Annotated in this window: 13 protein-coding genes; 12 read left to right on the forward strand and 1 reads right to left on the reverse strand. The window is 52.7% G+C overall.

Going from position 1 to position 14799, the window contains the following annotated elements; all coding sequences use genetic code 11:
* The 12 genes from dnaA (at position 1) to ACMYSL_RS00060 (ending at position 14352) form a co-directional block, all read left to right on the forward strand.
* Entirely contained in the window at positions 1-1401 is a 1401-nt protein-coding gene (gene dnaA, locus ACMYSL_RS00005; protein ID WP_110276012.1) for a chromosomal replication initiator protein DnaA, read from the forward strand.
* 4 nt (positions 1402-1405) lie between these two features.
* Positions 1406-2506 (forward strand): DNA polymerase III subunit beta, encoded by a 1101-nt coding sequence (gene dnaN / locus ACMYSL_RS00010; RefSeq protein WP_181484326.1) that lies wholly within the window; start codon positions 1406-1408, stop codon positions 2504-2506.
* Positions 2507-2644: 138 nt separating this feature from the next.
* The gene (gene recF / locus ACMYSL_RS00015) at positions 2645-3718 is read left to right on the forward strand and encodes a DNA replication/repair protein RecF (protein ID WP_182235413.1); all 1074 of its coding nucleotides are present in this window, start codon (positions 2645-2647) and stop codon (positions 3716-3718) included.
* A gap of 28 nt (positions 3719-3746) precedes the next feature.
* Entirely contained in the window at positions 3747-6161 is a 2415-nt protein-coding gene (gene gyrB, locus ACMYSL_RS00020) for a DNA topoisomerase (ATP-hydrolyzing) subunit B (RefSeq protein ID WP_110276009.1), read from the forward strand.
* 172 nt (positions 6162-6333) lie between these two features.
* Positions 6334-7146 carry a sugar-phosphatase gene (yidA, locus tag ACMYSL_RS00025; protein ID WP_434661021.1) on the forward strand — a complete coding sequence of 271 codons (813 nt, stop codon included), beginning with the start codon at positions 6334-6336 and terminating at the stop codon, positions 7144-7146.
* A gap of 245 nt (positions 7147-7391) precedes the next feature.
* On the forward strand, positions 7392-8081 hold the full coding sequence (dgoR, locus tag ACMYSL_RS00030) for a D-galactonate utilization transcriptional regulator DgoR (RefSeq protein ID WP_434661022.1): 690 nt from the start codon (positions 7392-7394) through the stop codon (positions 8079-8081).
* Positions 8078-8956: a 2-dehydro-3-deoxygalactonokinase gene (locus ACMYSL_RS00035; protein WP_434661023.1), complete on the forward strand. Its 879-nt coding sequence runs from the start codon at positions 8078-8080 to the stop codon at positions 8954-8956. The genes dgoR and ACMYSL_RS00035 overlap by 4 nt, the downstream gene beginning before the upstream one ends.
* Positions 8940-9557, forward strand: a complete 618-nt coding sequence (locus tag ACMYSL_RS00040) for a 2-dehydro-3-deoxy-6-phosphogalactonate aldolase (RefSeq protein ID WP_434661024.1) — start codon at positions 8940-8942, stop codon at positions 9555-9557. The genes ACMYSL_RS00035 and ACMYSL_RS00040 overlap by 17 nt, the downstream gene beginning before the upstream one ends.
* The gene (dgoD, locus tag ACMYSL_RS00045; protein WP_434661025.1) at positions 9554-10702 is read left to right on the forward strand and encodes a galactonate dehydratase; all 1149 of its coding nucleotides are present in this window, start codon (positions 9554-9556) and stop codon (positions 10700-10702) included. The genes ACMYSL_RS00040 and dgoD overlap by 4 nt, the downstream gene beginning before the upstream one ends.
* Positions 10703-10795: 93 nt before the next feature.
* Complete coding sequence (locus ACMYSL_RS00050) at positions 10796-12106, forward strand: MFS transporter (RefSeq protein ID WP_434661026.1); 1311 nt, start codon at positions 10796-10798, stop codon at positions 12104-12106.
* Between the two features lie 14 nt (positions 12107-12120).
* Positions 12121-13065: a 2-hydroxyacid dehydrogenase gene (locus ACMYSL_RS00055; RefSeq protein WP_434661027.1), complete on the forward strand. Its 945-nt coding sequence runs from the start codon at positions 12121-12123 to the stop codon at positions 13063-13065.
* Positions 13066-13125: 60 nt separating this feature from the next.
* Positions 13126-14352 (forward strand): DUF3748 domain-containing protein, encoded by a 1227-nt coding sequence (locus ACMYSL_RS00060; protein WP_434661028.1) that lies wholly within the window; start codon positions 13126-13128, stop codon positions 14350-14352.
* Position 14353: 1 nt separating this feature from the next.
* Here the strand turns inward: ACMYSL_RS00060 and ACMYSL_RS00065 are convergent, their stop codons facing one another.
* A complete protein-coding gene (locus ACMYSL_RS00065) occupies positions 14354-14686 on the reverse strand; it encodes a YceK/YidQ family lipoprotein (protein ID WP_110275999.1) in 333 nt (110 codons plus the stop codon).
* Positions 14687-14799: the final 113 nt, after the last annotated feature.

The raw sequence follows: 14799 nt of genomic DNA on the forward strand, positions 1-14799 counted from the left end.
GTGTCACTTTCGCTTTGGCAGCAGTGTCTTGCCCGATTGCAGGATGAGTTACCAGCCACAGAATTCAGTATGTGGATACGCCCTTTGCAGGCGGAATTGAGCGATAACACGCTGGCACTGTATGCGCCAAACCGTTTTGTGCTCGATTGGGTAAGGGATAAATACCTCAATAATATCAATGGCCTCCTCAATGAATTTTGCGGTGTTGATGCCCCACAGCTGCGTTTTGAAGTTGGCACTAAGCCTGCGGTTCAGCCGCACAGAAGCACAGTAAGCGTTGCGGCCACCGCGCCTGCGGCTCAGGTTCAGACGGCGCGCGTTGCGCCGACAATTGTGCGTCCGGGCTGGGACAACGTCCCGGCACCCGCAGAGCCGACTTATCGCTCCAACGTTAACATTAAGCACACGTTTGATAACTTCGTTGAAGGTAAATCTAACCAGCTGGCTCGCGCGGCGGCGCGCCAGGTTGCTGATAACCCTGGCGGAGCCTACAACCCACTATTCCTTTATGGCGGCACCGGTCTGGGTAAAACCCACCTTTTGCATGCGGTTGGTAACGGCATTGTAGCGCGCAAACCGAACGCGAAAGTGGTTTACATGCACTCCGAACGTTTTGTGCAGGACATGGTAAAAGCCCTGCAAAACAACGCCATTGAAGAGTTTAAACGTTACTACCGTTCCGTTGATGCCCTGCTGATCGATGATATCCAGTTCTTTGCGAATAAAGAGCGCTCGCAGGAAGAGTTTTTCCACACCTTCAATGCCCTGCTGGAAGGCAATCAGCAGATCATCCTGACGTCGGATCGCTATCCGAAAGAGATCAACGGGGTTGAGGATCGTCTGAAATCACGCTTCGGTTGGGGCCTGACGGTAGCGATCGAGCCGCCAGAGCTGGAAACTCGCGTGGCGATCCTGATGAAAAAAGCCGATGAAAATGATATTCGCCTGCCGGGTGAAGTGGCGTTCTTTATCGCTAAGCGTCTGCGTTCCAACGTACGTGAGCTGGAAGGCGCACTGAACCGTGTTATCGCCAACGCCAACTTTACTGGCCGAGCGATCACTATCGATTTCGTGCGCGAAGCGCTGCGCGATCTGCTCGCGTTACAGGAAAAACTGGTCACCATCGACAACATTCAGAAGACGGTGGCGGAGTATTACAAGATTAAGGTAGCGGACCTGCTGTCTAAACGCCGCTCCCGTTCGGTGGCGCGCCCTCGTCAAATGGCGATGGCGCTGGCAAAGGAGCTGACCAACCACAGTCTGCCGGAAATCGGCGATGCGTTTGGCGGTCGTGACCATACCACCGTCCTGCACGCCTGCCGTAAAATTGAGCAACTGCGTGAAGAAAGCCACGACATCAAAGAAGATTTTTCCAATTTAATCAGAACATTATCCTCGTGACGCTATGAAATTTACCGTAGAACGTGAACATTTATTAAAACCGCTGCAACAGGTGAGCGGTCCGTTAGGTGGTCGTCCGACGCTGCCGATTCTCGGCAACCTGCTCCTGCAGGTTACCGATGGCGCGCTGTCGCTGACCGGTACCGATCTGGAAATGGAAATGGTCGCGCGCGTGGCGCTGATTCAACCGCACGAAGCGGGAGCAACGACCGTTCCAGCGCGTAAATTTTTTGATATCTGCCGCGGACTGCCTGAAGGTGCGGAGATCGTGGTACAGCTGGAAGGCGACCGCATGCTGGTACGCTCCGGGCGCAGCCGCTTCTCGCTGTCGACCCTGCCCGCCGCTGATTTCCCGAACCTCGATGACTGGCAGAGTGAAGTCGAATTCACCCTGCCGCAGGCGACGATGAAGCGCCTGATCGAAGCCACTCAGTTTTCGATGGCTCACCAGGATGTTCGCTACTACTTAAACGGCATGCTGTTTGAAACCGAAGGTAGCGAACTGCGTACAGTAGCGACCGACGGCCACCGCCTGGCAGTTTGCTCTATGCCGCTGGAAGAATCGTTGCCGAACCATTCGGTGATCGTGCCGCGTAAAGGGGTGATTGAGCTGATGCGTATGCTCGACGGCGGCGAAACGCCGCTGCGCGTGCAGATCGGCAGCAACAACATCCGAGCCCACGTTGGTGACTTTATCTTCACATCGAAGCTTGTTGATGGCCGTTTCCCTGATTATCGCCGCGTATTGCCGAAAAATCCGGATAAACACCTGGATGCCGGCTGCGATATTCTCAAGCAGGCATTTGCCCGCGCGGCGATTCTCTCGAACGAGAAATTCCGCGGCGTGCGCCTGTACGTCAGTGAAAATCAGCTGAAAATCACCGCTAATAACCCGGAGCAGGAAGAAGCAGAAGAAATTCTGGATGTCACCTATGCCGGGACAGAGATGGAAATCGGTTTTAACGTTAGCTACGTGCTGGATGTGCTTAATGCGCTGAAGTGCGAGAACGTGCGTATTTTGCTGACCGATTCCGTATCGAGCGTGCAGATTGAGGATGCGGCTTCTCAATCCGCAGCCTATGTTGTTATGCCAATGCGGTTGTAGAAAATATCGGGCTATCTTGCTTGTTATTCTGGCTCCGGGCAGTGCTCGCAATCCTCACGTACTTTAGTACGCTCCGGTTGCTGCGCGCTGGCCGAAACCAGACTAACTGCGCCGATAACGCCCTGGCTATGAGCTGATATGTCGCTATCCCGACTTCTAATCAAAGACTTCCGCAATATTGAAAATGCGGATCTCGCTTTATCCCCCGGCTTTAACTTCCTGGTTGGCGCCAACGGCAGCGGTAAAACCAGCGTGCTGGAAGCTATTTATACGCTCGGTCACGGTCGGGCGTTTCGCAGTTTGCAGATTGGTCGCGTGATCCGTCACGAGCAGGAATCGTTTGTTCTGCACGGACGCCTGCAGGGTGAAGAGCGCGAAGTTTCTATCGGCCTGACCAAAGATAAGCAGGGCGACAGCAAGGTTCGTATCGACGGTACCGACGGTCATAAAGTGGCGGAGTTGGCGCATCTGATACCGATGCAGCTGATTACACCCGAGGGCTTTACTTTACTCAACGGCGGCCCCAAATACAGAAGAGCCTTCCTTGACTGGGGATGCTTCCACAATGAAGCCGGATTCTTTACCGCGTGGAGCAACCTGAAGCGCCTGGTGAAGCAGCGCAACGCCGCGCTGCGTCAGGTCAGCCGCTATGCCCAACTGCGACCATGGGATCTGGAATTGATCCCGCTGGCGGAACAAATCAGCCGCTGGCGTGCCGAATACAGCGCCGCTATCGTCGAAGATATGGCGGATACCTGTCGGCAGTTTTTACCGGAATTCGCTCTCACCTTTTCTTTCCAGCGCGGCTGGGAGAAAGAAACGGATTATGCCGAGGTGCTGGAGAGAAGTTTCGAGCGCGATCGCATGTTGACCTACACTGCCCACGGCCCGCACAAGGCGGATTTCCGCATTCGTGCCGACGGTGCGCCGGTGGAGGACACCTTATCGCGCGGGCAGCTTAAGCTGCTGATGTGCGCCCTACGACTGGCGCAAGGCGAGTTTCTGACCCGCGAGAGCGGTCGGCGCTGCCTTTACTTGATAGATGATTTTGCCTCGGAACTTGATGACGCGCGGCGCGGGCTGCTTGCCAGCCGTTTAAAAGCGACGCAGTCGCAGGTTTTCGTCAGCGCCATCAGCGCTGAACACGTTATAGACATGTCGGACGAAAATTCGAAGATGTTTACCGTGGAAAAGGGTAAAATAGCGGATTAACCTAAGATTAAATGAGCGAGAAACGTTGATGTCGAATTCTTATGACTCCTCCAGTATCAAAGTCCTGAAAGGGCTGGATGCGGTGCGTAAGCGCCCTGGTATGTATATCGGCGACACGGATGACGGCACCGGTCTGCACCACATGGTATTCGAGGTTGTGGATAACGCTATCGACGAAGCGCTCGCAGGTTACTGTAAAGACATCGTTGTCACCATCCACAGCGACAACTCCGTCTCCGTACAGGATGATGGCCGTGGTATTCCGACCGGGATCCACCCGGAAGAGGGCGTATCGGCGGCGGAAGTTATCATGACCGTGCTGCACGCAGGCGGCAAATTTGATGATAACTCCTATAAAGTTTCCGGCGGCCTGCACGGCGTAGGCGTTTCCGTGGTTAACGCCCTGTCGCAGAAACTGGAGCTGGTGATTCAGCGCGACAATAAAATTCACCGTCAGATTTACGCGCACGGCGTGCCGCAGGCCCCGCTGGCCGTAACCGGCGATACCGAAAAAACCGGTACTATGGTGCGTTTCTGGCCGAGCTATGAAACCTTCACCAACGTTATTGAATTTGAATATGAAATCCTGGCAAAACGCCTGCGTGAGCTGTCGTTCCTGAACTCCGGGGTTTCTATTCGCCTGCGCGATAAGCGTGATGGCAAAGAAGACCATTTCCACTACGAAGGCGGCATCAAGGCGTTTGTTGAGTATCTCAACAAAAACAAAACGCCGATCCACCCGAATATCTTCTACTTCTCCACCGAAAAAGACGGTATCGGCGTAGAAGTGGCGCTGCAGTGGAACGATGGCTTCCAGGAAAACATCTACTGCTTTACCAACAACATTCCGCAGCGTGATGGCGGTACTCACCTTGCAGGCTTCCGTGCGGCGATGACCCGTACCCTGAACGCCTACATGGATAAAGAAGGCTACAGCAAAAAAGCGAAGGTCAGCGCCACCGGTGACGATGCCCGTGAAGGCCTGATTGCCGTGGTTTCCGTCAAGGTGCCGGATCCGAAATTCTCCTCGCAGACCAAAGATAAGCTGGTTTCTTCCGAGGTGAAAACGGCGGTAGAACAGCAGATGAACGAACTGCTGAACGAATACCTGCTGGAAAATCCGTCTGATGCCAAAATCGTGGTCGGCAAAATTATCGATGCTGCGCGCGCGCGCGAAGCAGCTCGTCGCGCACGTGAAATGACCCGCCGTAAAGGCGCGCTGGATCTGGCTGGTCTGCCGGGCAAACTGGCTGATTGTCAGGAACGCGACCCGGCTCACTCTGAACTGTACTTAGTGGAAGGGGACTCTGCGGGCGGCTCTGCTAAACAGGGGCGTAACCGTAAGAACCAGGCGATTCTGCCGCTGAAAGGTAAAATCCTCAACGTTGAGAAAGCGCGCTTCGACAAAATGCTCGCCTCTCAGGAAGTGGCAACGCTGATTACCGCGCTGGGCTGCGGCATTGGCCGTGACGAGTACAACCCGGACAAACTGCGCTATCACAGCATTATTATCATGACCGATGCGGACGTCGATGGCTCGCACATCCGTACGCTGCTGCTGACCTTCTTCTATCGTCAGATGCCGGAAATCGTTGAGCGCGGCCACGTCTACATTGCGCAGCCACCGCTGTATAAAGTGAAGAAAGGCAAGCAGGAACAGTACATCAAAGATGATGAGGCGATGGATCAGTATCAGCTCACCATTGCTCTGGATGGCGCGACTCTGCATACCACTGAAGGTGCGCCGGCCCTGTCGGGCGAAGCGCTGGAAAAACTGGTGTCTGAGTACAACGCTACGCAGAAAATGATTGGCCGCATGGAGCGTCGCTTCCCGAAATCGCTGCTGAAAGAGCTTATCTATCAGCCAACGCTCGCAGAGGCCGATCTGGGCAACGAGCAGGCGGTAACTCGCTGGATTAACACCCTGGTGAGCGAGCTGAATGAGAAAGAGCAGCACGGTAGCCAGTGGAAATTCGATATTCGTGAGAACGCCGAGCTGCAGCAGTTTGAACCGATTGTCCGTGTGCGTACCCACGGCGTGGATACCGATTACCCGCTGGACCACGAGTTTGTGACCGGGCCGGAATATAATCGCATCTGCACCCTCGGCGAGAAGCTGCGTGGCCTGATCGAAGACGATGCATTCATCGAACGTGGTGAGCGCCGCCAGCCGGTTGCCAGCTTCGAACAGGCGCTGGAATGGCTGGTGAAAGAGTCCCGCCGTGGCCTTTCTATCCAGCGTTATAAAGGTCTGGGCGAGATGAACCCGGACCAGCTATGGGAAACCACCATGGACCCGGACAGCCGCCGTATGCTGCGCGTGACCGTGAAGGATGCAATTGCCGCCGATCAGCTGTTTACTACTCTGATGGGCGACGCCGTTGAACCGCGCCGCGCCTTTATCGAAGAGAACGCCCTGAAAGCGGCGAACATCGATATCTAATCGTAGTTGCGTAAAATCAGCCCGGTAGTGTCTTGCGCAACCGGGCGTTTTTTTGTCCGCAAAAGAGGAATCCCTCCTCTCAATTCTATCCTCCTTTATCCCGATTTCTATTGCTGTTTTTTGAGCGGAATCGCGTTAGCATGAGTAAGGACTCATCTTACCCGGGGATTTCATGGCTATTAAACTGATTGCAATTGATATGGACGGCACGCTGCTGCTGCCAGACCATACCATTTCACCTGCGGTGAAAACCGCGATTGCCGCAGCCCGCGAACGCGGCGTCAATGTGGTGCTGACCACCGGTCGCCCTTATGCTGGCGTGCACAGTTATCTGAAAGAACTGCATATGGAGCAGCCGGGAGATTACTGCATCACCTATAACGGTGCCCTGGTACAGAAGGCGAGCGACGGCAGTACCGTTGCGCAAACCGCGCTGAGCTACGATGACTATCGCTATCTGGAACAGCTTTCCCGCGAAGTCGGTTCCCATTTCCATGCGCTCGATCGTAATACCCTGTACACCGCTAACCGCGATGTGAGCTATTACACGGTGCATGAATCCTACGTGGCGACGATCCCGCTGGTGTTCTGCGAAGCGGAAAATATGGATCCGAACATCCAGCTGTTGAAAGTGATGATGATCGACGAACCGGCGATTCTGGACCAGGCCATCGCTCGCATCCCGGCGGAAGTGAAAGAGAAATATACCGTGCTGAAAAGCGCGCCGTACTTCCTTGAAATTCTTGATAAACGCGTGACTAAAGGCACCGGCGTGAAATCGCTGGCCGATACGCTGGGCATCAAACCGGAAGAAGTAATGGCGATTGGCGATCAGGAAAATGATATTGCGATGATTGAATACGCTGGCGTCGGCGTCGCGATGGATAACGCCATTCCGGCGGTGAAGGAAGCGGCAAACTTTATCACCAAATCTAACCTGGAAGATGGTGTCGCGTATGCCATTGAAAAATACGTACTAAATTAAATCATCTCGCACATGAACAACCCGCGTCGATCGCGGGTTTTTTTATGCCCCCAGTTTACCACTCAAGAAAATCCTTACACTCAATTGTCGTTTTTGTGATCTAAATTGTAGTACAACATGATTGTATTGTACTACATTAGGCTCGTGACGAGAAAGAATGCTATTACGGTAGTACTACAAAGTTGCGGTGAAATGCGCCGATCGCGGTAAAGTAGGGAAGTACATACAGAGCACAAGGACTCTCCATGACTCTCAACAAAACCGATCGCATCGTCATTACGCTAGGCAAGCAGATTGTTAGCGGTAAATACGTTCCCGGCTCTGCGCTGCCAGCGGAAGCCGACCTGTGTGAGGAGTTTGAAACCTCGCGCAATATCATTCGCGAAGTCTTCCGCTCGTTGATGGCCAAGCGACTGATTGAAATGAAGCGTTATCGCGGCGCGTTTGTCGCCTCGCGTAACCAGTGGAATTATCTCGATACCGACGTCTTACAGTGGGTGCTGGAGAACGATTATGACCCACGGTTAATTGGCGCGATGAGCGAAGTGCGTAACCTGGTGGAACCGGCAATCGCCCGCTGGGCGGCAGAACGCGCGACATCGAGCGATCTGGCGCAAATCGAAGAGGCGCTCAACGACATGATCGCCAATAACCAGGACAGAGACGCGTTTAACGAAGCGGATATTCGCTATCACGAGGCGGTGCTGCAATCGGTACATAACCCGGTTTTGCAACAGCTCAGCGTCGCGATCAGCTCGCTACAGCGAGCCGTATTTGAAAGGACCTGGATGGGCGATGAGGCCAACATGCCGAAAACGCTCCAGGAACATAAGGCACTGTTTGACGCCATCCGGCATCAGGACAGCGAAGCGGCAGAGCAGGCAGCACTCGACATGATTGCCAGCTCCACACGAAGGTTGAAGGAAATCACATGACATCTCGCTACATCGCAATTGACTGGGGATCGACCAATCTTCGCGCCTGGCTTTATCAGGGCGACCAGTGCCTGGAGAGCAGGCAATCAGAAGCAGGCGTCACGCGCCTGAACGGAACATCTCCCGCAGCGGTGTTTAGCGAGATAACCCAAAACTGGCGCGACAGCGCTACCCCGGTAGTGATGGCGGGAATGGTTGGCAGCAACGTGGGCTGGAAGATTGCGCCCTACCTGCCGGTTCCCGTTCATTTCTCTGCCATTGGGCAACAGTTGACGTCCGTTAGCGACAACGTCTGGATTATTCCCGGGCTCTGCGTTTCTCGTGACGATAACCATAATGTGATGCGCGGCGAAGAGACTCAGCTCCTTGGCGCGCAGGCGATTGCCCCTTCTTCTGTCTATGTGATGCCCGGCACCCACTGCAAATGGGTGCAGGCTGACCGCCAACAAATCCATGATTTTCGTACGGTGATGACCGGAGAATTACATCACCTGCTGTTGCGCTACTCGCTGGTGGGCGCGGGTCTGCCAGAGCAGGAATCCTCAATGGAAGCTTTCCGTGCCGGACTCGAACGTGGTCTTAATTCGCCAGCCGTACTGCCGCAGCTTTTTGAGGTTCGCGCTTCGCATGTGCTGGGCTCACTGCCGCGCGAGCAGGTTAGCGAGTTTTTATCAGGCCTGCTGATTGGCGCGGAAGTTGCCACCCTGAGTGAACAGTTCTCCGGGCAGCAGTCCATCACGCTTGTTGCGGGGTCATCACTCACGTCGCGCTATCTTCAGGCTTTTCACGCTATCGGGCGTGAAGTCTGTGCGGTGGATGGCGATACGGCATTTCAGACAGGAATAAGGAGCATCGCTCATGCAGTGGCAAACTAATCTACCCCTTATCGCTATCTTGCGCGGCATTACGCCGGAAGATGCGCTGGCGCACGTGGGCGCCGTGATTGAGGCCGGGTTCGACGCAGTCGAAATCCCGCTTAACTCACCGCAGTGGGAAAAAAGCATTCCCGCCGTGGTGGATGCTTACGGCGATAAAGCGCTGATTGGCGCAGGCACCGTTCTTAAGGCTGAGCAGGTTGACCAGCTTGCCGAAATGGGCTGCAAGCTTATCGTCACGCCAAATATTCAGCCTGAGGTGATTCGCCGTGCGGTGAGCTACGGCATGACGGTTTGCCCAGGATGCGCGACGGCGACCGAGGCTTTCACCGCGCTGGATGCGGGTGCTCAGGCGCTGAAAGTGTTCCCTTCCTCGGCGTTTGGCCCTGACTATATCAAGGCGCTGAAAGCCGTTTTACCGTCGGATGTTCCCGTTTTCGCCGTGGGCGGCGTCACGCCGGAGAATCTGGCGCAGTGGTTAAAGGCAGGCTGTATTGGAGCCGGGCTGGGTAGCGACCTCTATCGCGCCGGGCAATCCGTAGAACGTACCGCACAGCAGGCGGCAGCATTTGTTAAAGCGTATCGAGAGGCAGTGCAATGAAAATAACCAAAATCACCACGTATCGTTTACCCCCTCGCTGGATGTTTTTGAAGATTGAAACCGACGAGGGCGTGGTCGGCTGGGGCGAACCCGTTATCGAAGGGCGTGCGCGAACCGTAGAAGCGGCAGTGCATGAACTTGGTGACTATCTGATAGGTCAGGACCCGGCGCGTATCAACGACCTGTGGCAGGTGATGTACCGTGCGGGTTTTTATCGCGGCGGCCCGATCCTAATGAGCGCCATCGCCGGTATCGACCAGGCGCTGTGGGATATTAAAGGCAAAGTACTGAATGCGCCGGTCTGGCAGCTGATGGGCGGCCTGGTACGAGACAAAATCAAAGCCTACAGCTGGGTCGGCGGCGATCGTCCGGCAGAAGTGATTGATGGTATCAAGAAACTGCGCGGGATCGGTTTTGATACCTTTAAATTAAATGGCTGTGAAGAGCTGGGACTTATCGATAACTCACGTGCGGTAGATGCGGCGGTGAACACCGTAGCGCAAATTCGCGAGGCTTTTGGCACTGAAATTGAATTCGGTCTCGATTTCCACGGTCGCGTTAGCGCGCCAATGGCAAAAGTATTAATTAAAGAACTGGAACAGTATCGCCCATTATTTATTGAAGAACCGGTTCTGGCGGAACAAGCGGAATATTACCCACGGCTGGCAGCACAAACCTCAATTCCTATTGCCGCAGGCGAACGCATGTTCTCGCGTTTTGAATTTAAACGCGTGCTGGAAGCGGGCGGTCTGGCCATTTTGCAGCCTGATCTGTCCCATGCCGGTGGTATCACCGAATGCTACAAAATCGCTGGTATGGCAGAGGCTTATGATGTGGCATTGGCACCGCACTGCCCGCTGGGGCCTATCGCGCTGGCCGCCTGCCTGCACATTGACTTTGTTTCCTATAACGCCGTATTCCAGGAGCAAAGCATGGGCATTCACTATAACAAAGGCGCGGAATTACTCGACTTTGTGAAGAATAAAGAAGATTTCAATATGGAAGGCGGCTTCTTTAAACCGCTAATGAAGCCGGGGCTTGGCGTAGAAATCGATGAAGCAAGGGTTATAGAGTTAAGTAAAAATGCGCCGGACTGGCGTAATCCGTTGTGGCGCCTGGAAGATGGTGTTGTTGCTGAGTGGTAATATTCTAATCAGTTTATTAGTTTCTCTATATCAAACTTTGCCTTCTGACGATAGTTTTTTATTCTTGAAGGCAAGGTGGTGAGGTAATAATACATGAGCATTGAACTCTATACATCTACATTAAAAAAACTTAACATCAAAATAATACCTTTTGTCATTATTTGTTATTTTGTCGCGAACTTAGATAAAACTAATATATCTATCGCGGCCTTACAAATGAATGCCGATTTAGGGTTGACAGCCAGTATGTATGGGCTTGGTGTGGGGATGTTCTATATCTCCTATATCATTTTTGAAATTCCCAGCAATATTATTATGACCCGAGTAGGTGCTCGTATCTGGATTGCGAGGATAATGATTACCTGGGGAGTTGTAAGCGCCGGGATGTCACTGGTACATACGCCAACGCAGCTCTACGTGATGCGCTTTCTATTGGGAATGGCTGAGGCTGGATTTACTCCAGGTATTATTTACTATATTTCCTGCTGGTTTCCTAAAAGTAATAGAGCTCGGGCTATGTCCTTTTTTTATATGGGGTCAGTTCTTGCATCGATAATTGGGTTGCCGGTCTCAGGATTTATTTTAAATATGCATGGTATTGCAGATATCGCGGGTTGGCGCTGGTTATTTGCGATTGAGGGGATACCGGCAATTATTCTTGGTATTATGGTTTTATGGCTGCTGCCATCGAGTCCTGAAAAGGCTCATTGGCTATCGGGTTCAGAAAAAGAATGGTTGGTATCACAGTTAGCTGAAGATAACCGAAGTGTCATGGTTAACAAAAACCACTCATGGCTAAGTGCATTGAAAAATAAAGTTGTCTTATTGTTAAGCTTAGTATGGTTTTTGCAGGCTTTCGGGTCTATCGGTATTACTTTGTTCTTACCTTTGATTATAAAAAGTATTGCCAGCGAGCAGAGTAATTTTGTTATTAGTTTACTAGCTGCTGTGCCATTCATTTTCGCATGTTTATTTATGTATCTTAATGGGCGTCATTCTGATCTGACGAAAGAACGATCATTACATATGGGATTGCCATTGATTTTGGCCGGGATATCTCTAGGGATTGCTATTTATTCAGGTAATCTGCTGGTCTCCTATATTCTTCTGGTACTTACGGTTGGATTTAACTTTGCCTTGACTCCAGTTTTTTGGGCTGTCACCACTGAAAAGCTTGCCGGTGTTGCTGCTGCTGCATCTATTGCTTTTATTAATACTATCGCAAATTTTGTTGGGTTGGGTCTGCCTCCAATTTTAGGCAAGATTAAAGATCTGACAAATAGCTATCACTACGGTCTGCTTATTGTTGCCATCGCTCTGATATTAGGAGGGATTGTCGGCATAGCCGTTTCCCGACCCGGTAAAAGCACGTCAATAAAGCAGTCAGTCCATTCTTCATTATAAGTGAATAAATAAGCATGAAATTGAAAATATTAAAACAAGCATCATTACCTGAACAACTGACAGCAGAACTAGAACGATTGTACGAAGTTTATGAATATGAGTCACTTACAGTCGACGAGTTAGATATTTTGGCGGAACAATTCACTATTATGATTACGAATGGTGAGGCTATCGTAACACGTCAACTTATTTCCAGCCTACCGTCTCTGGAACTGATCGCTGTTTTTGGCGTGGGTTACGATGGCGTAGATGTTCGTGCCGCAGCCGATCATCATGTTGCCGTCAGCCATACGCCAGGGGTATTAACTGATGATGTTGCTGATTTAGCCATGGGGTTGATGTTGGCGACGTCGCGGCAAATCGTTGCTGCACAGAAGTTTATTGAAGAAGGGGGCTGGCGTCAGGGTGGTTTTCCATGGACACACAAGGTTTCGGGTTCGCGAGTTGGGATTGTTGGAATGGGGAGAATTGGGCAGGCAATCGCGCGACGGTGCGAAGGGTTTGCGATACAGGTTTCCTATAGCGACCGTAAAGCAATACCCGGGTTGGATTATACTTGGGTTGAGGATATTTCTATTCTGGCGTCACACAGCGACTTTTTGATGGTATGTACACCAGGTTGCGCAGAAAACCTGGCACTTATTGATGACCGGGTGCTAACAGCTCTGGGAGCGAGCGGTATTTTAATTAACATTTCTCGCGGTAGTGTAGTGGATGAACCTGCACTGGTTAAAGCCCTGGAAGTAGGAATCATTGCTGGAGCAGGGCTGGATGTTTTTAGTCACGAACCTGAAGTTCCGCAGGGACTGTTGCACCGTGCGAATGTTGTGGTGACTCCGCATATGGCAAGCGCGACCTGGAGTACCCGGGAGGCTATGTCTCGATTAGTCCTTGATAATGTGTCGGGTTGGGTAAGAGATAAGACTTTAGTTACTCCTGTTCCTGCGCTTGAACCATAGTCATCTTTTGGCAGATCAACTACTCTGAAGCGCTAATTAGGCTTCAGAGTTTATCCGTCTATGAAACAAGTCACCTTTGCTCCACGTAATCATCAGCTTACCAATACACGCACTTGGACGGCGGATAGCCAGTGGCTGGTTTTTGACGTCCGTCCGTCCGGGTCGTCGTTTACCGGCGAAACCATTGAACGCGTCAATATTGAAAGCGGCGATGTTGAAGTGATCTATCGTGCGACAAACAATGCGCACGTTGGCGTGGTGACCGTTCATCCTTCGGCAGACCAGTACGTTTTTATCCATGGCCCGGAAAACCCGGATGAGTACTGGCATTACGATTTCCACCATCGTCGCGGCGTGGTGACATATCGGGGAGAAACGCACAATCTTGATGCGATGGATATCACCGCCCCGTATACGCCAGGGGCGCTGCGCGGTGGCAGCCATGTGCATGTCTTCAGCCCAAACGGCGAATTTGTCAGCTTTACCTATAACGACCATGTGCTGCACGAGCGTGATCCATTACTCGATCTGCGCAACGTTGGCGTGGCGGCGCCCTATGGCCCGGTCACGCCGCGTGGGCAGCATCCGCGAGAATATGGCGGCAGCCACTGGTGCGTACTGGTCAGTCGGACAACGCCGACGCCCACCCCGGGTAGCGACGACATCAACCGGGCCTATGAAGAGGGCTGGGTCGGCAACCATGCGCTGGCGTTTATCGGCGATACGCAGTCGATGAATGGCGATAAAGTACCGGAGCTTTTTATTGTCGAGTTGCCGAAGACTGAAAAGGGTTGGAAGCTGCTGGGCGATGGGCCTCTGGCAGGTACAGAAACGACGATGCCCGCACCTCCGGCTGGCGTTGTTCAGCGTCGCTTAACGTTTACTCATGAACGTCGTTACCCTGGGCTTGCGAATACGCCGCGCCACTGGGTGCGGGCCAACCCGCAGGCCACGGAGATTGCTTTTCTGATGCGTGATGATACCGGCGTCGTTCAGCTATGGATTATTTCGCCACAAGGCGGCGAACCGCGGCAGCTAACCCACAATAGCGCAGATATTCAATCGGCGTTTAACTGGCATCCATCAGGAAAATGGCTGGGCTTTGTGCTGGAGAGTCGAATTGCGCTCTGCGATGCGCAGAGTGGGGTGATCACCTTTTTAACTGCCGGACACGAAAATCCGCCCTCAGCCGATGCGATCGTCTTTTCGCCAGACGGCAAACAGCTTGCCTGGATGGAAGAGGTGGACGGTTATCGCCAGCTTTGGATAACCGCAACGGCACGCTAAATTACGGGTTAGGCATTGGCGCTGGCGGGATCACGGAGTTGGTGGCCAGCGTCTCTTTCTCGCTCTTTTCCACGCGCGATTTGACCGAGCTATCGGTACGGAACATATCCCACGGCAGCAGCAGTGTGTCCATCACGGCGGTGAGCGGCATATCCAGAGCGACCAGAGATTTGACTCCCCAGTTAGTATCGTCATCACCCAGCGTTTGCGCGCTGGAGCGGGTCCCCGGGTAGGTTCCTTCTTTGCCGCCGGTATGTGACATGACGCTGGAGCACCCGCTTGAAATTATTATCCCGCTGAACAGGATTAGCTTTAACAGACCGCTTTTCATCATTCTTCCGTCATTGTTACGGGCGTTGATAGAACCTTCTATCGGTTATATCGAGCCATTCCATGGATGCATAGTGTTATTGCGCTGCACTGTGGCAGGCGTCGCACTTTGCCTTT

The organism is Klebsiella sp. MISC125 (genome assembly GCF_051131775.1).
GTDB lineage: Bacteria > Pseudomonadota > Gammaproteobacteria > Enterobacterales > Enterobacteriaceae > Klebsiella.